Origin of the sequence: Microcoleus sp. B4-C2 (assembly GCF_036705265.1) — a bacterium.
Classification (GTDB): domain Bacteria; phylum Cyanobacteriota; class Cyanobacteriia; order Cyanobacteriales; family Microcoleaceae; genus Microcoleus.
The window spans coordinates 58,202-78,123 of record NZ_JAUBUB010000016.1 but is presented as its reverse complement, the minus strand read 5'-3'; the positions used below and the strand labels follow the sequence as shown (position 1 = coordinate 78,123).

The window sequence follows — 19,922 nt, the reverse complement described above, 5'->3', positions numbered from 1 at the left end:
GTCCAAAAAGGACGGGCGGGACGCCCATCCCACAATAACAATTAAAATTGTAAGTTATTTAATTCGCGATCCTAACTGACTGCTCGATCGCAATTTCCATGCAAAACCAAGTTCGATCGCCCAACCGATCGAACTCGGTTTCCATACCACACATCTTAGCTTTTTGTCAATACATAGAGATCAGTTTTGGGATGCTTAACTGAGTGATAGGAAATTTTATAAAGATTTACAAAAAAAACGTGTCAGAATGAAGACAATAAGGTAATGGGTAAAAGACAAGGAGGCACTGATGGTAGCGCTGACTGAACGAGTCCAACGCAGATTGACGGTGGAAAAAGTCGAAATTGCCTCTGACACAACGGCAATTCGATGCCTGGACTGGGATAGAGACCGCTTTGACATCGAATTCGGACTCAAAAACGGTACAACTTACAACTCATTCATCATTCGCGGTGAAAAAACAGCCCTCGTCGATACCTCGCACGAGAAGTTTCGCCAGCAATACATGGAAACTCTAACGGGCGAAATTGACCCCAAAGAGATTGACTATCTAATTATCAGCCACACCGAGCCAGACCACAGCGGTTTAGTCAAAGACGTGCTGGCGCTGGCACCCCAAGCAATTGTCGTGGGGGCGAAAGTAGCAATTCAATTTTTAGAAAACCTTGTACACCAACCATTTGAGCGATTGGTAGTAAAAAACGGGGACAAACTAGATTTAGGAAACGGCCACATTATCGAATTCGTATCAGCGCCGAACTTGCACTGGCCTGATACTATTTTCAGCTACGACAGCAAAACTCAAGTGCTGTTCACCTGCGATGCTTTCGGGATGCACTACTGTTCCGACAGCACCTTTGATGACGATTTAGCAGCAGTTGAGGAAGATTACCACTTTTATTATGAGTGTTTGATGGCTCCCAATGCTCGATCGGTACTCGCTGCGATGAAGCGGATGGCAGAATTGGGAGAAATTGGTACAGTTGCGACCGGTCACGGCCCCTTGCTGCGGCACAATGTGGTGGAACTTACCGGACGCTACAAAAAGTGGAGCCAAGCGCAAGCTAAGGCAGAAACCACTGTAGCGGTATTTTACACCTCCGACTACGGATTTAGCGATCGACTCAGCCAAGCGATCGCCCACGGTATCACCAAAACAGGTGTCGCTGTGGAAATGATGGATTTGAGAATCGCCGACTTACAAGAAGTTGCGGAACTTGTCAGTAATGCTGCCGGTATCGTAATTTGTTCGCCACCGAGTGGCGGTACTGCTGCTGTAAATGCCGAAGCCGCAATCAACACAATTTTAGTTGCAGCTAACAACAAACAATCTTTCGGTTTGTGCGAATCCGGTGGTGGCGATGATGTATCTATTTACCCGCTGCGAAACAAGTTCAAAGAGTTGGGTTTAAAAGAAGCATTTCCCAACATTTTAATTAAAGAATCACCGACAGAAGCGAGTTATCAACTTTGCGACGAAGCCGGCACAGACTTGGGACAGTGGCTGACGCGGGACAAGGCTGTCAAACAGATGAAATCCCTCGACAGCGACCTCGATAAAGCTTTGGGAAGAATCAGCGGCGGACTGTACATCATTACCGCTCAAAAAGGCGAGGTTAGCGGTGCGATGCTAGCTTCTTGGGTAACGCAAGCCAGCTTTAAACCCCTGGGTTTAACAATAGCAGTTGCGAAGGATCGGGCGATCGAATCGATGATGCACGCGGGAGATAAATTTGTTCTCAACGTGCTGGAAGAAGGCAATTATCAAACTTTGATGAGGCACTTTTTAAAGCGTTTTGCTCCTGGTGCCGATCGATTTGCCGGAGTTAAAACTCAACCAGCAACCAACGGTTCTCCCATTCTGACAGATGCTTTAGCTTACATGGAATGCGAAGTAGTGAGCCGGATGGAACTTTCGGATCATCATATCGTATATGCGATCGTTGATAGCGGCCGCGTATCCAATCCCGATGCACTGCCTGCAGTTCACCACCGCAAAGTGGGAAATCACTATTAGGAAGTCAGTTGACGGTTGACAGTTGAGTGTTGTCAGTTGACTGTTGGCTGTTGGCTGTTGTCAGGAGCAAGAGGGAAATTCAACGATATATTGATTGACTGTCTGAATCAACACACCCCAAACGTATTAGTAAGGTGCGTCAGCCGATGTTTTATTCGACTTCATCATCGACTATCTACTGACGCACCCTACAATTACAGTCCAGGACACAACTGGCTAGCCAAAAACTCTCAACTTTGGGTGCTTGTGGCGCACCTTACCAGGTTCACGGTGTTGGGTGCGCCACCAGCAGCAAACCGGGCAAACCGTTGTCATTTAGACTTCATTTTAATAGGGGAATTGCCAATGCCTGCCAATCTTTTAGAAGACCGAGATTACACAATTATTATTGCCAGAAGCGATGCCAGCAGAGACCCTCACCATCCTTGGTACGAGGATTGGGTAGAAGCACAGGCATCTCTGATCGACTTAGCAAAAAAATGTCAGCAATTTGACAGCGACGGCATCACCGTTTACGAAGCTTCTACTCCTATGTGGAAGTATAAAAATTCCAATGTTGCTCGGTTAGCTGAAATTTTGCAGCGACAAAATACGGAACCGGATTCAGAAAACCCCACTGCAATTAATTTAGAAGAAGCTCTGAAAGCAACTTTTAGTGATTATTTTGCAAGCAAACCAAATGCCAAAGGGAAAAACGGAACAATAATTGTTGCAGTTTTAGATCAAAAACCCGAAAATACCGCTGCTGTTGCCGAAATTCTTGTAAGTGCGGCAAATAAAATAGATAAAGATGAAGAAATTGGAGTGAGCTTTATCCAAATTGGCGACGATTTGAAAACCAGGGAATTTCTGATTGACCTGGATACCAATTTACAGGGGAGAGGTGCAAGGTTTGACATTGTAGATACCAAGTTTTGGCACGAAATCAAAAGAAGTTCTGTAGTTCAGTTTCTCATAGGTGCAATAAATGACTAATACTTTGACTCCTAGACTCGCATCGGATGCCAAACCCCGCGATGTGCAGTTTATCCCGATCGCACTCGATACTTTTATTGTGCGATCGCGCACTTGGGACAGACTCAAATTTGAAGTCGAGTATTCGCTGCAAAAGGGGACGACAGCCAATAGCTATATTATTCAAGCTGACAAAACTGCTTTGTTCGATCCGCCAGGGGAATCTTTTACTCAAAATTACATCGATTTTTTACAGCAACGGGTGGACTTGACCAAGCTGGATTACATAATTTTGGGGCATTTCAATGCTAACAGGTCAGTAACAATTAAAGCTCTGTTAGAATTGGCTCCTGAAGTAGCTTTGGTTTGCACGAATCCCGCCGCAATTAGTTTGCGGGCCGCTTTTCCAGACCAAGAATTAAACATTATGGTCGTTCGGGGAGAGGAAACTCTCAATTTAGGAAAAGGTCACGCCTTAAAATTCATCGCGACTCCGACTCCTCGCTGGCCTGACCAACTTTGCACCTACGATCCGCACACTCGAATCGTGTTCACTGACAAACTATTTGGAGCTCACGTTTGCGGCGACCAAGTATTTGATGAAGGGTGGAGCGTTTACAGCGAAGATCGGCGCTATTATTACGATTCCCTGCACGCATCTCAGGCAAAACAAGTGCTGACTGCAATGGATAAATTCGCCGATTTACCAGCAGCATTTTATGCTCCCGGTCACGGCCCGATCGTCCGTTACGGCCTTAATGAACTGAGCAATTTGTATCGGGAATGGAGCCAGCAACAAAATTCAAAAGACTTGACAGTTGCTTTGATTTATGCTTCGGCTTACGGAAATACGGCTACTTTAGCGCAGGCGATCGCCAAAGGAATTACTAAAGCCGGCGTTGCGGTGGAAAGTATCAACTGCGAATTTGCCGAACCCGGAGAAATCCAAGAGGCGATCGAAAAATGCGCGGGATTTATCATCGGAACTCCCACGCTAGCAGGACACGCTCCGACGCAAATTCAAACTGCTTTGGGAATTGTTTTATCTACCGCAACTAAGAGCAAATTAGCCGGGGTTTTCGGTTCTTTTGGCTGGAGTGGAGAAGCGATCGACTTAGTGGAAAATAAGCTGAAAGATGCTGGCTATCGAATTGGATTTGAGCCGATTCGAGCCAAATTTAAGCCGACGGCGGCGACGATTCACGAGTGTAAAGAAGCGGGAACGGATTTTGCTCAAGCTTTGATTCGATCGCAAAAATTGCGGGCACCGAAACCGCAGTTAGCAGCAGGGAGCGATCGCACTGAACAAGCAGTAGGGAGACTCGTTGGTTCGCTGTGCGTACTCTCGGCGAAGCGGGGGGAAGTCGCCAGTGCGATGCTGGCTTCGTGGGTGTCGCAAGCAACGTTTAATCCGCCCGGTGTGACGATTGCGGTGGCGAAAGATCGATCGATCGAAGCTTTGATGTACGCTGGAGATAAATTTGTGCTGAATATCTTAGCCGAAGGCCGACAGTTGCGGAAGTATTTCATGAAAAACTTTGCTCCGGGAGAAGACAGATTTGCCGGAGTCGAAACAATGGAAGCTAGCAACGGCTGTCCAGTTTTGACTGATGCTCTAGCTTATCTGGAATGCCAAGTGATAAGTCGGATGGAATGCGGCGATCACTGGGTAGTTTATGCGGCGATTGAAAACGGTCATTTGCTCAATAATGACGGCGTAACAGCGGTGCATTACCGGAAATCTGGGAGTCATTATTAAGGAATTTGTCATTCGTCAGAATTTTTGATTCTGGCTTCTGATTTCTGACGAATGACTTTCGATCGCCAACTCAGAAATATGTCATCATAAAATAACTGATAACTTGGATAGAGCGTGAGTCAACCAGACAAACTGCTAGCTAAAATCTTACTTGGTAATTCCGACGCCAATATACCATTTGCTCAACTTTGCCAACTTTTACGCAAACTCGGCTTTGAGGAACGGATTCGCGGCAGTCACCACATATTTGCTAAAGATGGTGTTGAAGAAATCCTAAATATTCAACCCAAAGGCTCGCAAGCCAAAGTTTATCAAGTCAGGCAAATTCGTGAGGTAATTCTCAAACACCAACTAGGAGGTGAAAACGATGCTTCGCTATGAAATTATCCTCTACTGGAGTCAAGAAGACCAAGCATTTATTGCCGAAGTGCCGGAATTACCCGGATGCGCTGCGGATGGCGAAACTTATCAAGAAGCACTACAAAATATCGAGATTGTTATGCAGGAGTGGATTGAGACTGCTCAGGAATTGGGGCGTTCTATTCCTCAACCGAAAGGTCGCTTGATTTCGGCTTAGTTTAATAGGAATTTAACTCGTTACCAGGAATAGCTTGGGAACGAGTAATCAAGAAGGTAGCTTACTTTTCCTCAGCAGTCTTTTCCGGCCACAGATAAATAGCGCCCGAAATCAAAGTTAAAGCCACAGAAACCCAAAAAGCAATTAATGCGGGAAAATTCCACGCTTCCGACAGAGGAGCAATTAAAAGTGCGATCGCCACAATCTGACTCACCGTCTTCAACTTCCCCCAAATATTAGCTCCAGAAATCGTAGTTTTATTAACACGCCACCCCGCAATTGTCAACTCCCGACCAAAAATCAAAAACACTCCCCAAGCCGGGATTTTCCCCAACTCAATCAATACCAAAAGCGGCGCGAGCACCAACAATTTATCCACCAAAGGATCGAGAAACTTTCCCAAATCGGTAATTTGATTCAGCTTCCTAGCCAAATAGCCGTCCAGCCAATCAGTAGCCGCAGCTACCACAAAAATCGCGGTGCAAATCCAGCGGCTTTGAGCGCTTGGGTCGTACAAACCGTAGAGCAGAAAAGGTACTCCCAGTAAGCGAGAAAACGTAATCAAATTAGGCAAATTCATAAATCAAAAATTAAGGGCTACTCTACGAAGGCTTTCCTTAATTTAACATTTACACGACTGATAATCAGGTGGATTTACTTAATTTCAAAACATTCTGATTAGAGTAGTCACAAGATTAGACCTCTTGCAAAAATGCTGAGACCCCTCCCCAACCCTCCCCGAAGTCGCGGGGAGGGAGCCTAATTTTTCTTGCTTCCCCCCTTCGCAAGGGGGGACTGAGGGGGGTGAGTTTTTGACTTTTGCAAGAGGTCTATTGGATAATTTATCGGCTCAATTTGTTGTGTCGCCTCACCCGATCGAATTCGATTTTTACTGCCGATTGGCGATCGTAACTGGCTAGAAAAATTCGGAAACAGAGTTCACTAGCTCAGGGTAATCTTTGGCGATCGCGGCTACCTCATGGCGAAACTGGGCAGGTAAATGGGCATCAAGAAAAAGGATCTGCGGATTCCTGGTCAAAGACGAAACTCCTGCTGCCTTTAAAGAGACAGCAGGAGATAAAAACTGTCAAGGGACAGAATATAGATTTGTGCGGTGGTGGCAAGAAAACATGAACTTATTTACCCTGTATAAAGCCAGCTTGCGCTTGGTTTGGGGCTTAAAATTTGTTTAAATCTGGCACTATTCTCAAGAACAGGCTTTTCGGCCTGTTCCACAAAGAGTGAATTTTCTTGTGGAACAGGCCGAAAAGCCTGTTCATAAAAAGCTTATTGAGAATGGTGCAACATCTCAGGTTAATTAAATGAGTGGTTCCTCAACGAAATGCGAGGCGTTAAATTGACGCACTCCTTGAACCACAGCTAGCGTTTCCGCTTGAGAAATCGGAATTCCGGCTTCAGGCGTGACGTAGATCCGGGTACTCGGAGTAGCAACCCCGTTAACTGTCAGCGAGATGTTCTGGAACGATAGCTGCTCAAAGGTAATCCCCTCCAGTAAGAAGTAGTCAGTCCCTTTCACGAAGTCCACGATGTAGTCACCAGCAGGAGCAGGAACGACCGGCTCACCGGGATCGATTGGTTCGGGCACAAATGCTGTGTACAGCAACTGGAAGTAGTCGGTGTCAGCCCCGCCGGTTAGCGTGTCGCGGGCGGTTTGAGTTTCCGCATCTTCGCCGCCAAAAAGCAGGTCAATGCCAGCACCACCGATGATGCGATCGACACCTGCACCGCCATCTAGGAAGTCATCGCCTCCACCACCATTGAGGATGTCATTGCCAGCCAGTGTTTCAGCAACTCCGGCGTCGCCATAGATAGTGTCATTGCCACCCAGACCATTGAGGTTGTCATTGCCCTCTCCGCCATCAATGAAGTCGCCTTCAGCGCCACCCCTGATGGTTTCTAAGCCAGCGCCACCTAACAGGGTACTAGAGCCAGTGCCACCATCAAGGATGTCATTGCCATCGCCACCATCGAGGAAGTCAATGCCATCCCCACCATTGAGGAGGTCATCTCCGGCATAGCCGTAGAGGGCGTCGTCGCCTATGCCACCATCGAGGGTATCGTTGCTGCCACTCGCTAAGCTGTCGGCTTCTCCGTAGAGGGTGTCGTTACCGTCGCCGCCAACCAGGGAATCCGCTCCCCCAAACACTAAACCTTCTGAGTCATCGCCGTAGATCACGTCATCGGTAAAGCCGCCAATTACGGTGTCATCGCCAACACCACCCAATCCTGTGTCCTCGAAACCCACATAGATTAGGTCTTTTCCAGCCCCACCATCAAGGTAATCTTTGCCATCGTTGGCATCGTTGGCATTTGATCCTCCGTACAGGGTGTCATTGCCAGCCTCGCCATACAAGGAATCTTCGCCTGAATCTCCAAAGAGTCGATCGGCTCCGATTCCACCATACAGGTTGTCCTTCTCCAGCCCACCGTAGAGGAAGTCGTTACCATCATCACCATATAGATCGTCTTCGCCGTTTTCCCCAAAGATTCGATCGGCTCCAGCACCACCATACATAGTGTCTTTGTCGTCTCCACCGTAGATGCTGTCGTTAGCGCCTAAGCCATACAGCAGATCTTCCTTGCCAAAGCCGCGAATCACATCGGCGTTATTGGTTCCGGTCAGGGTATCGGATTCTGGAGTTCCATTTCTGACAGCCATAATTTTCTCCTAGTGTTAGGTAAATTTCTCGTGGTTATCGAAAATTTGGGTCTTAAACCCCGTCCTTTGTTTGACGGTTTGATGCTAGAATTTAAACAAGTCGCCACAGGGCATTGGGAGACTCTAAACAAACGTGGAGAGAAGGTAAGACTACCTCGGTACCACATCTCAAGGTCGCGTCAAGGAATCACTGCTCATGAAAAGACAGTGAGGTATATCAAGTGAACTTGGCACATAGCCCCAAAGTTATTAATGCACGCTAGAACTCGGTGCTTCGTTACCGCTGGCAATCCTCCCTCTTCCAACCTTGAAAAAGAGGGGGGGAGCGAGGCCTCGATAGAAAAAATAAACTCTGAGCACCCATTACACAGACTCCGAATTGAGTTTACGAGAACTGGAAGATGGGCCTGTTGGCAGAGTTGGTATTGGTGTTGATATGAGCTGCAGTAAATGAAGTGTTAGCTAGGGTGATCAACAGCGCGCCTGTGCCAAAACCGGCATCGCCAGCAATGCCATTGCCCAATCGCAATTGAGTGTTCGCGCCAGATGGCACCACATCGATCGCTGCAATGCCACTGAATGATAGGATGTCTCCGCTGGAGCCGAGGGTGAAACCATTCACGCGATCGGAACCATGACCACTGCGGTAGTGAATGGTATCTCTGCCACCACCGCCTGTGAGGGTGTCATTTCCCGCACCACCAAACAACCCATCATTGCCGGGGCCGCCTGTCAGGATATCAGCACCACTGCCGCCATCCAGGTAATCATCCCCATCACCGCCATTGAGGGAGTCATTGCCGTCGAGCCCGAAGATATTATCTTTGCTGCCGGTTCCAGTTAGGGTATCGTTACTGCTAGTCCCCATCGTCAGACCCACGACATCCACTGCATTGACCCCGGTCATGTTCGCCCCGACCATCGTGGCATCGGTGAAGTTGGCTTTGACCAGGTTGGCATTGCTTAAGTTGGCATTGGTGAAGTCGGCACCGATAAAACTCCCCACTTCCAGGCTGGCACCTGACAGATTGACGTTTCTAAACTTGGTCAGGTTATCTCCAACCGCCTCCTTCAGGTTTGCGCCTGCCAGGTTTGCCCCTGTAAAATTAGCTCCAGCAACATTACTCTTCTCAATAAAAGCGTTGTCTAACTCAACTCCACCCGTCAGGTTAGCGCCAACGAGAATTGCTCCACCCAGGTTGGCATTGCTGAGATCAGCAGCAACCATGATTGCATTGCTCAAATCAGCACCGTCCAGGAATATGCCTTCTGCAATCACCTGAGTCAGGTTCGCGTTGTTCAACTCAGAATCTGCGAAACTAGCACCACCCATTTGAGTGCGCGTACCATTTGCATGGGCGCTGAAGTCAGCACCAGCCAGATTGACATCTTCGGCACTAAAGCCAGTCATATTGGCTCCGCGAAAGCGAGAAGTTGTCAGTGTCAATCCATCGGGTGGGTCGGTATCCGTCAGATTAACGTCACTCAGGTTGGCAAGGTCAAAGATGGAGTTGCTGAGGATAATGTCTGTGAAATTAGTTGATGGGTCGAATTGAGCGCCAGTAAAGTTCGCATCGATCAACAAGGTTCCTTCCAGCTCAGCACCCTGGAATTTGGCATTGGTCAAATTGGCGCCCGTAAAGTCAGCCGCTTTCAGCTTCGCCTTGTAGAAATCAGCACCCGTAAAGTTTGCTCCTCTTAGATTCGGTCGCTCCGACTGTTCGCCGCTGAGATTAGCCTCATGGAGAATGGCATTTGTCAGGTTGGCGTTGGACAGGTTGATGAATTTTGTGCTGATCAGCGACAGATTTACTCCAGTTAGGTTGGCGCGACTGAAATTGACGTTTTCTAAGGTCGCTTTATAAAAATTCGCCGGTTCAAAGTTGGTATTGGCAGCAAAAATCGCATTCGTTGCATCTACATTCAGCAGAAAGGCTTCTTCAAAGTTGGTACCTCTGAGTTGAGTGGAGGTACCTTGAGCGTTGCGCCGGAACAAGACGTTTTCTAGTCGGGCTTTAAAGAATGTGGAACCATTCAGGTTTTGCCCACTAAAGTTATTACCGACCAAGTTTTGATTGCTAAAGTTTTGCGCTACCATTTGTAGTTACCAAAAAGTGAAAATTTAGGATTTTGATGAGCATGAAAGAATTGGTCTTGAATTAAGACTAAAGACTCAAATATTTGTAATAGCTGAATCTGGCTACATCCTATGAGAGCCCCAAATTTCCCACAAGCGGCAAAGGCTCTTCTTTACACAATCTTTAAAAAAAAGCACACTTTTATAAAATTCTTGTAAATTTATTCTAAGAAAGCATAAGTTTTAGAATAAATTTAAGTATTGTTACGGAAAAAACACAAAATAATTCTGGCTATTCGCTGTTATGGCATTTGTCAGGGCAACGCTCTTGACTCCTGAATTTTGCTGTAAGTGCTGCGGGTTCTGGGTATGCTGTTTTTTATTCAAAACTTACACAACTGGCACAATTGGTAGGGTTTCCAGAAATCTGAAAGCCTTGATAATCGCCTAATAACAAAGATGTCTGACGCACCATACAAGTGACATAAGTGTGACAGTTGCCTAAGTCCTACGATCTTTATCTAAGGGCGCTCGATAAGTTTATATATTTACCGATAACTATCGGTGCCAACATCCCAAGTAATTGTGAGTGGCTCTAACAATTTTTGGCATTGCTGCTGCTAGAGGATAGAGAGCAAAACTCGCCAACCGGCAGGCAAATAGACTATTTTTTTTTATGATAATTTGGTAATTTGAGATACAGAATTTAAGGGAGAATTGTGGATTGCAAAAATATCTCGATCGACCTGCAATTCCTGGCTTGAAGCACGAGCGCACTCGGCAGCTTCTGCAGCAACCAGTGGCGCAGACTAAGCACCGATAACCCCCGCACCAATCGCGTGATTAATCCCCACCGGCGACATTCCTGCGCGGCGGCGGCTGACCAAAGTATTCAATTCACAGTTAAACTACTGCACAAAAGGCACTCCCAGCAAGCGAGAAAAAGTAATCAAATTAGGCAAATTCATAATAGAAAGAAGTTCGGCAACGCGCAGTGAATGGGGATTTAACGGATGTAACAGATATCAGGAAGAAGTCAAGCGATTTTAGATTTTAGATTTTAGATTTTAGATTTTAGAATTGAAGCATTGACCCCACGGATAAATTCGGGGGTTCCTTTATCGGATACAGGTTTTTTATTTCTGGACACATGAATCACGTGGCGGGTATCCTGGATGCTTTCGGTCAGAAGTCGCTCCTGCAATTCATTAACTGTCGATCCAGTTCTATGATATAATCTCTGCCGTAAGATAGATTTTCTAATCCTTGTACCAGATTTTCTGGCAGGTCTTGGGCAATTTCACTGCTACAGGAACCAGCAGCTAAAGCAATAGTTGCTACTGTATCGACATCTCCCGAAAAGGCAATGCAAGCTTGGAGCAGTTTGCTCATACTATCATGGAGCATGACAGCAGTAATAGCTGCTCTAACACAGACCAAACCTTTAGCGCTGACTTCTCCTTGCCAAGGTATCGACCACTCACCAGGGACGTGCTTTTCTAGAAAATTTCCCAAATTCTTCTTTAAACCTAGCTGATAAATAAAGTAATGGGACATCAAAGCGGCCGCTATAGCTGCATTAATGCCATCTGGACTATTGTGGGTAATTGCAGCTTGAATGGTGGCATTTTCGATGACTTTTTCAATAGTAGGAAAAATGCCAATGGGGCCGGATCGCATCGCCGATCCGCTTTTATCGCTAGCGGAGTGCATTTTTTCTAAGAATTCTTTGCCGTCTTGAACTTGCAGCAAAAAATTGTACATTTTACCAGCATAACCAAATCGCCGATCGCGGTGAAAAGCTGCAACAAATTTGCTGGCTAAAAGTTCGGGCGTCCAAGGTTCTCGGCTGACGATAGCTTCTGCGACGGCTAAACTCATCTGCGTATCGTCCGTGTAACATCCAGGCTGGATATCGTGACGGGGATGCTGGATGTAGCCGTTGAGATTGTTGTACATTGCGATCGTCTGCTGGTCAACAAATTCAAAACCCGCACCGTAAGCGTCACCAATCGCTAATTCTATTAACATATATTTAATCTGTTTCCTACTATTTCATCCCGTGTTTTTTCCTAAATTTTAAAATCAAAAAACAACCCAAAACAGCAAGTCTATTAACACGCACCATTTTTGCTGAAGACAACCAAAATTGTTTTGCAAATCAGAGTGATGTCGTAGACAATAGACCACTTGCCCTGATAGTCGAGATCCATGCGGACAATCTCGTCAAAGTCTTTAACTCTAGACCGTCCGTTGACTTGCCACTCCCCAGTCAGACCGGGTTTGACATTTAAACGTTGCCAGTGGAACTCGTCATAGGCAGCAACTTCATCGGGAGTTGGCGGTCGAGTTCCCACCAAACTCATGTCGCCAACTAACACATTCCAGAATTGAGGTAACTCGTCCAAACTCGTGCTCCGCAAAAAGCGGCCGACGCGGGTAATTCGCGGGTCATTTTCATTCTTAAAAATGTGACCCTTGGCTTGGTTGCTAACTAAATGTTTGAGATTTTCTGCACCGACAACCATCGATCGAAATTTCCATATTCTGAAATGTCGCCCTTTGAAGCTGCAGCGGACTTGACTGTACAGCAGCGGGCCCGGATTGTCCAACAGCATCGCCACAGCCACCGGCACCGCCACCACAGCAGCAATTGCCAGTCCCAGCAGCGCACCCAAAATATCGATCGACCGTTTTACCTTGCTCGTTACGGATCGGTGAGCGTGTTGTTTTGATACACAGACATTGTAAGTAGATTCTGGAAAACATAACGACATCATTTCTGATAATAATGATTTCGACGAGGCACCCATCGGAAATTTCATATCATTTGTCTCAACTTTAACGATCTCTTACGTCCATCTTATTAGCCATCCCAAATCTGCTGAACCTGAAGTGCTCAGCTTTGCACAATCTTTAAAAAGCAATCACACTTTTATAAAGTTTCTATGTATTTTTTATAAAAACGTATAAAGTTTCTGTAAACTTACGTAAATTTACAGAAAAAAGTTAGTCCGGGACGCAAAAAAACCTGGTTTCGGCTAGGACTCTTCCCGGAAGACAGGGAGGATTCTACTGAGAAACCGGGTTTTTTGCCGTTTAGCGATAAATATCGGTGCGAACATCCCAAGCAAGTGTTAGCGGCTCTAACAATTTTTGCTGGCTGCTAGAGGCGAGTTTGCCTAAATATTCACGAACAACAGAGGCGTGTTCGAGATTCAAACGATAACCGCGTGAGACATCTTCAAAGAAAAGCGGCTCAGCCCAAATTTCTTCCCAATCAGGATTTTGCCTTGACTCCTCGGCAAGCAGCATGAAATCTTCCTCCGCAGGCACAAGTCCCGCCGGCAAATTTCCTTCCAAAATCCGCAAAATCCGGGGTTCGCAGGTGCGGGTATTCACGCCTTGGCCCTCCAACAACTGCAAAATTTCCTGAAAGCTCAAAGTTTCCCCGCCCAAAACCTTCATTAATTCCCACAGCAGAAAAAAGTCGCTGTACTGCTGCTGTGACACATCCAAAATGTGAGGATAGAGAGCCAAACTCGCTAACCCGCAGGCAACTCGACCAATTTTTTGGGGGAAATTTGTACTTTGAGATACAGAATTTAATGCAGAATTGTGAATCTCAAAAATATCTCGATCGCCCTGCAATTCCTGGTCTTGAACCACGATCGCATTCGGCAGCTTCTGCCGCAACCAGCGGGCGATCGCAGGCCAAGCACCCATACCCCCCGCACAAATCGCCTGATTAATCCCCGCCGGCGACATTCCCGCGCGGCTGAGCAAAGCATTCAATTCACGGTTCAACTGCTGCACAAAAGGCACTAAAACCAGACTTTCCAAATCTTTGCGCTTCACATCCCAATGCTGCTGACCAATATCCAAAGCAAAACTTTTTTGATGTTGCAAAGTAACTTTTATTTGTCTTGCTGCCTCTAACAATTGCAGGCCAAAAGCAGAACCTTGTAACCGCTGCTGCAATTGATAGCGACTCGGCAAATCTGGATGGCCAGGACGTGGCAAATCGATCGACATTCCCCAAGTTTCATTTTTAGCCAACAACTGACAGATAATATCCTGATCGAAAGCATCGCCAGCAAAACCAAAACTCTGGCAAGTAAAATCAGCACGAGTTAAATCTTGAAGATTGGACGGCAACTCAACTAAAGCTAATTCCACCGTCGCCGCCCCCGCATTCAAAATCAAAGTTCCCCCGCTAAAAGACGAAGCATTCACAGTCAGCGGTGCAGCTTCTTCAGTGCCCTTAGCAGAATCCACGGCTGACGACTCGACTTCCATGTCATTTTTCACAGGAGTTACAGCAGCAAGCAAAGTGGCGATCGCATCTTCCACCACAAAAATTTGCGAACCAGAAGCCACCAGAGACGCACCCAAAACCGCCTCCCGCAGATTAAACCGATAAACATCCGACCAGCCGGCCGGAGTCCCCAAAATTACACCCTGCAAGTCTAAAAGCGCCGCATCAAGAGTTTCTGGCGTCAGTCCCGAAGCCCTACAAATTAAATTAGAAACTGGCAATCCTGCAAAATTCGCCCTTGGTGCAGAATCCAAAATTTCCCCCGATTCGGCAAATTTTTGTCCCCGCAAACTCGGATTCAAAGTAGCCAGCAGCGCCCGCACACATTGCAGCGGCAAGGCGATCGAAAAAGCCTGCAAGGGATCCCACTGCAACAGCGGTTCGTACATCCCAGCAGCCTCCCGCTGATAAGGAATGCCCACCTTTAAAGGCAATTTAAAATTTTCCAGTAAAAATTCTCCTGCAGGCAAAGCCTGGGGTCGGAATCCCACCGACTTGACTGTCACCTCTGACCCTGGGCTACCTGGGGATGTTTGGGCCAGCACCGCAGCCGAGGGAATCCGACAACTGGCGTCTGCTGGCCAAGCCTCAGCCTGCGATGCTTCCCAGTAAATCGGGTGCAATTCGCCACTGGTGCGATCGAGTAAAGCCGCAGACAGGCCGCTGGAACCAAAATCAATGCCCAAATACCAGCTAGAATTCCGGCGTTGTCGGGATGGGGCGATCGCACCTGCTGCAGAATGCCCAGCCGAGTCTTGCTGCTGTGTTTCGGCAAACTCGCTAAAATCGGTTTTCCCCTCAACAACTCCTGCTTTACTCTCTGTCGAAATTAGGTTTTTTTTTTGACTTTCTGGAGGACTCGATGGCAGTTCGTCAGTTTCGGCAGTTTCTGGAGGGGGAGAATCAGTCAAAGGTCGATCGGTTTCGGTCAAACTAGCCAAAATCTCGTCTAGCGTCAAATTCGAGTCGTCTTCCTCAGCCAACAAATCATCCTCAAGTTCGTCTTCCAAAACAAAAGGTTGATCATCCGAGGATAGTTCCAAAACATCGGAGAACAAATCCTCCAGCGTGCCGAGTTCTTCCTCTGCCACCTCGGCAAAGGGATTGTTTGCAATGCCTTCGGGGGAACTCGCCGATAAATCCAAGCTGTTAGCGACTGAGAAATTCGATCGCCGGGAGCTAGTATTTTCCACTTCCTCCAGATTGTAGAGGTCTGCCTCCAAAAGTTCCAGAGTGTTGTTGTCCAAATTTAGAGCTCGATCGAGGTCATCTTCTAATTCCTCGATCGGCAGCAAATCCTCGTCCGGCGAAGCTTGGATGTACTCCTCATCGAGTCGCTGCGACGAAGTGCCGGACTCGCCAGTTTGAACCTCACCGATACTTGGCACATGAGACTCGGCACTGGGGAGGTTTGGGCTAATTTCGGCTGGCGTTCTCAACGGCAAAGGTGGCGATTCAGGCATCGCAGCGTCGAACTGCTCGCCTGGGTTTTGACCCGTTTCTAGATTTTCTCGATCGTCCCCGTCAATTTTCACCTCAGCAGTTGAGGGTGGTGGTGCTGAAACTTGAGGTACTTTTGCCACTTGCGGTTCAAATAAATCTGCACTATCTAAAGTTAGAGACTCTACAGAATTCCCCATTACAAAGTCTGAATCTTCATCTCCTAAAATCTCTTCCAAAGATTCGCCTTCATCCAGCAGATTTACAAACAAATCTTCGGTCATTTTTAGCGATTCGGCAGTTTCCCGATCCGTCGTCGCTTGGTATTCTAAACCTTCAGTTTGGGTCTCAATTTCAGTATTTTCTACAGGGAAACTTTCGACTTGTAATTCTACTTCAGGAACCGCTTCTCCCGCGAACAAACTTGCATACAAATCCTCAATTTCTTCGTCTGTTTCTGTAAACCTATTGTCCGATTCTTCCCCCGTATCTAGAGTTGAATTTTGAGATGTTTCGGGTGTAGAACCCAACAAATTATCTTCCAACTCCGGGAGCATAATTGGGGCTTGAATGCGATCGCGTTCGCGCCTCAACTGTCTGAATTGCGGAGAAATTTCTGTACCGGCGTAGGGAAATCTGTCTTGTTCTCCGAATTCGCCGGTGCGAATGGACTGCACCGAGTCTCCCGTCTGAGTCTCTGGGGCTGAGTGTTCGATCGGAGTATTTGAAAGGGCGGGAGCGACAGGAGATCGATCGGCTGCGGTTGGGGTGACGGTTTCGAGATTATTTGCTAAATCGATCGGCTGTTGAACGTAGGAAGAAGCTTCTCGCCCCAACTGTGCAGCTAAGTGGTTGACCAAAGCCGCGAACATCGCCTCGCTCTGCTGGTTCAAACCGTACATATTTTCGAGTTCTTGTCTCAAGGAAGCTTGATAGCTTTGCAGATTTGCTTGCAAAGCCTCGAACACGATAGCCATCCTCGAATCGAGACTCATCAGCAGACTGTCAGCATGAGATTGGAAAAGTTGCATTTGCTCCAACCTCTGAGCCGGCGTCAGCAGCGGGTGTTCTTCTGAGGTTTGTCGGTGAAGTGTTACGTCAATAGCCGATTCTTCATCAGGCGCACTGCCCAAAGAGTATGGTGCTGAGATACTTTGCAATAACTGATTTTCTAGGGAATTTAGAATTTGGGAGAAATCGCTAGTCAAGGTTTCTTCCAAGCGGGCACTCAGTACCTGCAAAAATTCAGCAATGATTTGCTGTTGGTTGGCTTGTTGCTGAGCTAGGGATTGTTGCTGCTGCCGTTTTGCTTCTAGCTGTTTGATTTCTTGAATGAGAGCTTGCTGCTCTTGCCGCAGAGCTTCTATGTCTTCTTGGAGCGGCCCTGTCAGGCTGGAACGCAGGTGGCTGATTTCTCCGGTTACTGCCAGCATGATTTGCTCTGCTGCTGAGGGGCCAGGGGGGGGCAGAGGCACTTTGGGTACTGGAACTGGTTCGGGGCGGACATTTTGGCGGGCCGCGGCCTTTGGGGCCGTTAGCTTTGAGTCTGAGGAAACCAGATAAGCGCGAACTCGCTCTAAAAGTTGGCGCTGGTGGACAGTATCAAGAGAACCCGTCCAAGGCAAGCGGGGTGCGGGCTTGCTGAGTACCTCGTCTATCTCAGCAATCAGTGCTTGAATTTTGTACTTCTGAGAATTCAAGGGCGGAACCTCTGGGAATGCGGCTTGGGAGAAACTTTACCAAAAAAAGACTGAAGTCAATCGATTTTAGATTTTAGATTTTAGATTTTAGATTGAAGCATTGACCTCACGGATAATTTCGGGGGGCAAGTTTCAGCGGATACAGGTTTTTTATTTCTCCACGGATAATTTCGGGGGCTTGTATCCTGGATGCTTGATTGTCAGGCGGCAGCGATGCCAATAGATAGATTGACACTCCCCGGCGTTTACGCGCGGGGATTCTTTAATCTACGAGCCAACTTGCTGAGGCAGGATTTCTCCAACCAAAGTAGAGGTCAATTCTCCTAAAGCGTTGCTTGGCTCAAGGCCAAAAGTTCCGGTATGCCCTACCGTACCCAATCCTCGACTTAGGATGTTTCTAGCTGCGTTTTCATCACGATCTAAGACACAACCACATTTACAGACGTGGGTTCTAGTAGATAGCGTTTTCTTGACAATTTCACCGCAACTAAAACATTCTTGGCTGGTGTATTGTGGATTCACCGCAACCGTGATTTTCTCGAATACTTGGACGAAGTATTCAAGCCAGATACGGAATTGATACCAAGATGCGTCGTTAATAGACTTGGCCAGACAATGATTCTTCACCATATTTTTGATTCTCAAATCTTCGTAGGCTATCAAGTCGTTTGACCCAACTACGCACCGTGCAAGTTTTATTGCATGGTCTTTACGTTGCCTACTTATTTTAAGATGGCGCTTGCCTAGAATATGCCGAGCTTTGCCCCTGTTTTTTGAACCTTTTATTTTCCTAGATACACGACGCCCAGAGTGTTTGAGGACTTTTTCACCTTTTCTCAGAAATCTAGGATTTTCAACCGTAGTTCCGTTCGAGTCGGTGTAGTATTCTTTTAAACCCACATCTAATCCGATCGTAGTACCAGAGGGTTCTGTATTTTCTTTTCTATCAACATCCACGCAAAATTGAACGTACACGCCATCAGCACGTTTGACCAATCTCACCCTTTTTATTTGGCTGATTTGGTAAAAATGTAGATCGCGTGTGCCTTTTAGTTTTAACCGCCCAATTTCTTTTTTGTCGGTAAAGTTGATTGATTTTCGATCGTTAGCAAGTTTCCACCCCGTCGATTTGTACTCAACTGAGCGACCATCTTTCTGGAATTGTGGATACCCTTTTTTACCGGCAATACCCTTCTTGCAGTTATCATAGAATCGGGAGATAGAAGACCATGCTCGTTCTGCACTGGCTTGTCGAGCCATTGAATTGAGTTCGTCGGCAAACGGGAAATTACGCGCCAGTACCGCGCAGTATTTATTCAAATCGTATTTGTCCACTTTTTTGTTGTCCATCCAATACCTTATACAGCTATTGCGGACAAACTTTGCGGTACGAATTGCTTCGTCTACTGCGTTGAACTGATTTGATTTTCCGTAGGCCTTAAACTCGAAAACTAGCATGGTTTTACCTCCTATCTTAGGCTACACAATTCAGCATAGGGCACTTGGTATTGCAACAAAGCTTTACAATTAAAGCCGTCCTTTTAGGACGGGGTTTTAAACCCTGTTTTTTGAGAATCTGAATGCGAGTCAGTCAATAATTAACTAATATTTTGTGACAACTGTTAATTAACCTTTTGTCTTTGGATGACTTCTATTGTCTATGATAGGTTAGCCGGTACTTCCACACCAAATGCCCGTTTCTATCAACTGCAAATGCGATCGAATTCTCTGCCGGGTGGTTTCCTGTTTGCCGGCCCGAGGCCGATTCCTGGTCGGGATAGCTGCGATCGCACAAACTTTTGTCCTCACCCGCTACAACTGCCGATCGCACACCCGTCACCCCGAGTTTGGCTAGCGTGGCGGCGCGCCACTCTCTCTCGATCTTTCACCGACTGGGAAAAAACCTCAAACAATTTGCGAGTTGGGATGCCGGGATTCGGGATTGTCCCCGTACAGTTGGTTTGAGTAACCTTTTATTATAGCCTTTTATCTGTATTCATGGCTAGATACTAATGGTACAATAATCTTGGGGTAGCAGAAAAGTTTGCTGGGAAGTGGGTGGGTTTCGCTCGCCAAGAGCGCCAGCCTTTAGGCTCGCAATGGCTGTGGATTTTGCCGATCGAGCTGACATTTGCCCGGTTCTAGGCAGTTGCTCGGATTTGGGATCTGTCTGCGGTGCTTGCAGGCTTGCGATCGTGGATTCTGCCTTCTCGACCACGGCCGAGTGACAACAAATCTCTCAGCAGTGTTAAGCTTGTCTTCGCGAAGTGCTTTCAAAGGTAATTCGATCGGCTCAGTCGTTTGCCACATAGCTAAAATTTTGTTAATAAAATTTGCTCAGTGGTATGTATCTAAAAAATTATGGTATATTCTTTAGTTTCTAGCTCCCAATCAGAGCTT

General features: G+C 46.9%; 14 protein-coding genes and 1 pseudogene. 6 read left to right on the top strand and 9 right to left on the bottom strand.

The genetic code is table 11. The annotated features are described in order from the left end of the window. Nucleotides 1-289 precede the first annotated feature (289 nt). The 5 genes from QUB20_RS08105 to QUB20_RS08085 all read left to right on the top strand — a co-directional run bounded on the left by QUB20_RS08105 (nucleotide 290) and on the right by QUB20_RS08085 (nucleotide 5,307). Nucleotides 290-2,017 carry a diflavin flavoprotein gene (locus tag QUB20_RS08105; protein WP_333245444.1) on the top strand — a complete coding sequence of 576 codons (1,728 nt, stop codon included), beginning with the start codon at nucleotides 290-292 and terminating at the stop codon, nucleotides 2,015-2,017. A 345-nt stretch (nucleotides 2,018-2,362) separates the two neighbouring features. Continuing rightward, nucleotides 2,363-2,992 (top strand): hypothetical protein, encoded by a 630-nt coding sequence (locus QUB20_RS08100; RefSeq protein WP_333244085.1) that lies wholly within the window; start codon nucleotides 2,363-2,365, stop codon nucleotides 2,990-2,992. Then, nucleotides 2,985-4,730, top strand: a complete 1,746-nt coding sequence (locus QUB20_RS08095; RefSeq protein WP_333244088.1) for a diflavin flavoprotein — start codon at nucleotides 2,985-2,987, stop codon at nucleotides 4,728-4,730. Before QUB20_RS08100 ends, QUB20_RS08095 begins: the two co-directional genes overlap by 8 nt. 114 nt (nucleotides 4,731-4,844) lie before the next feature. After that, nucleotides 4,845-5,111 carry a type II toxin-antitoxin system HicA family toxin gene (locus QUB20_RS08090; protein WP_333244090.1) on the top strand — a complete coding sequence of 89 codons (267 nt, stop codon included), beginning with the start codon at nucleotides 4,845-4,847 and terminating at the stop codon, nucleotides 5,109-5,111. Then, nucleotides 5,098-5,307, top strand: coding sequence for a type II toxin-antitoxin system HicB family antitoxin (locus tag QUB20_RS08085; protein WP_333150893.1), 210 nt, complete (start codon nucleotides 5,098-5,100; stop codon nucleotides 5,305-5,307). The genes QUB20_RS08090 and QUB20_RS08085 overlap by 14 nt, the downstream gene beginning before the upstream one ends. A gap of 61 nt (nucleotides 5,308-5,368) precedes the next feature. On the opposite strand, the gene pgsA is transcribed toward QUB20_RS08085, so the two are convergent. From pgsA to QUB20_RS08045, 8 genes and pseudogenes are all read right to left on the bottom strand, one after another. Continuing rightward, nucleotides 5,369-5,887: a CDP-diacylglycerol--glycerol-3-phosphate 3-phosphatidyltransferase gene (gene pgsA, locus QUB20_RS08080; RefSeq protein WP_333245439.1), complete on the bottom strand. Its 519-nt coding sequence runs from the start codon at nucleotides 5,885-5,887 to the stop codon at nucleotides 5,369-5,371. A 738-nt stretch (nucleotides 5,888-6,625) separates the two neighbouring features. Beyond that, complete coding sequence (locus QUB20_RS08075) at nucleotides 6,626-7,573, bottom strand: calcium-binding protein (RefSeq protein ID WP_333245436.1); 948 nt, start codon at nucleotides 7,571-7,573, stop codon at nucleotides 6,626-6,628. Nucleotides 7,574-7,678: 105 nt separating this feature from the next. After that, a pseudogene (locus QUB20_RS28650) lies at nucleotides 7,679-7,987 on the bottom strand (calcium-binding protein); the annotation flags it as partial. Between the two features lie 385 nt (nucleotides 7,988-8,372). Beyond that, nucleotides 8,373-10,085, bottom strand: coding sequence for a pentapeptide repeat-containing protein (locus tag QUB20_RS08065; protein ID WP_333245430.1), 1,713 nt, complete (start codon nucleotides 10,083-10,085; stop codon nucleotides 8,373-8,375). Between the two features lie 1,164 nt (nucleotides 10,086-11,249). After that, nucleotides 11,250-12,095, bottom strand: coding sequence for an ADP-ribosylglycohydrolase family protein (locus QUB20_RS08060; RefSeq protein ID WP_333244106.1), 846 nt, complete (start codon nucleotides 12,093-12,095; stop codon nucleotides 11,250-11,252). Nucleotides 12,096-12,178: 83 nt separating this feature from the next. Next, nucleotides 12,179-12,889: a sugar transferase gene (locus tag QUB20_RS08055; RefSeq protein WP_333291284.1), complete on the bottom strand. Its 711-nt coding sequence runs from the start codon at nucleotides 12,887-12,889 to the stop codon at nucleotides 12,179-12,181. Nucleotides 12,890-13,163: 274 nt separating this feature from the next. Next, nucleotides 13,164-17,522, bottom strand: coding sequence for a hypothetical protein (locus tag QUB20_RS08050; protein WP_333245424.1), 4,359 nt, complete (start codon nucleotides 17,520-17,522; stop codon nucleotides 13,164-13,166). Between the two features lie 267 nt (nucleotides 17,523-17,789). Beyond that, complete coding sequence (locus QUB20_RS08045) at nucleotides 17,790-18,980, bottom strand: transposase (protein WP_333245421.1); 1,191 nt, start codon at nucleotides 18,978-18,980, stop codon at nucleotides 17,790-17,792. A gap of 186 nt (nucleotides 18,981-19,166) precedes the next feature. Here QUB20_RS08045 and QUB20_RS08040 point away from each other — a divergent pair, with 186 nt between their 5' ends. Next, a complete protein-coding gene (locus QUB20_RS08040; RefSeq protein WP_333244118.1) occupies nucleotides 19,167-19,487 on the top strand; it encodes a hypothetical protein in 321 nt (106 codons plus the stop codon). A gap of 123 nt (nucleotides 19,488-19,610) precedes the next feature. Here QUB20_RS08040 and QUB20_RS08035 read toward each other — a convergent pair whose 3' ends face one another. After that, nucleotides 19,611-19,832 (bottom strand): hypothetical protein, encoded by a 222-nt coding sequence (locus QUB20_RS08035; RefSeq protein WP_333245418.1) that lies wholly within the window; start codon nucleotides 19,830-19,832, stop codon nucleotides 19,611-19,613. Nucleotides 19,833-19,922 lie beyond the last annotated feature (90 nt).

Coding starts and splice junctions, on each gene's coding strand:
- QUB20_RS08100 (WP_333244085.1), top strand. CDS start 2,363: ATGCCTGCCAATCTTTTAGAAGACCGAGATTACACAATTATTATTGCC.
- QUB20_RS08035 (WP_333245418.1), bottom strand. CDS start 19,832: ATGTGGCAAACGACTGAGCCGATCGAATTACCTTTGAAAGCACTTCGC.
- QUB20_RS08040 (WP_333244118.1), top strand. CDS start 19,167: ATGACTTCTATTGTCTATGATAGGTTAGCCGGTACTTCCACACCAAAT.
- QUB20_RS08045 (WP_333245421.1), bottom strand. CDS start 18,980: ATGCTAGTTTTCGAGTTTAAGGCCTACGGAAAATCAAATCAGTTCAAC.
- pgsA (WP_333245439.1), bottom strand. CDS start 5,887: ATGAATTTGCCTAATTTGATTACGTTTTCTCGCTTACTGGGAGTACCT.
- QUB20_RS08065 (WP_333245430.1), bottom strand. CDS start 10,085: ATGGTAGCGCAAAACTTTAGCAATCAAAACTTGGTCGGTAATAACTTT.
- QUB20_RS08105 (WP_333245444.1), top strand. CDS start 290: ATGGTAGCGCTGACTGAACGAGTCCAACGCAGATTGACGGTGGAAAAA.
- QUB20_RS08095 (WP_333244088.1), top strand. CDS start 2,985: ATGACTAATACTTTGACTCCTAGACTCGCATCGGATGCCAAACCCCGC.
- QUB20_RS08055 (WP_333291284.1), bottom strand. CDS start 12,889: ATGAAATTTCCGATGGGTGCCTCGTCGAAATCATTATTATCAGAAATG.
- QUB20_RS08085 (WP_333150893.1), top strand. CDS start 5,098: ATGCTTCGCTATGAAATTATCCTCTACTGGAGTCAAGAAGACCAAGCA.
- QUB20_RS08060 (WP_333244106.1), bottom strand. CDS start 12,095: ATGTTAATAGAATTAGCGATTGGTGACGCTTACGGTGCGGGTTTTGAA.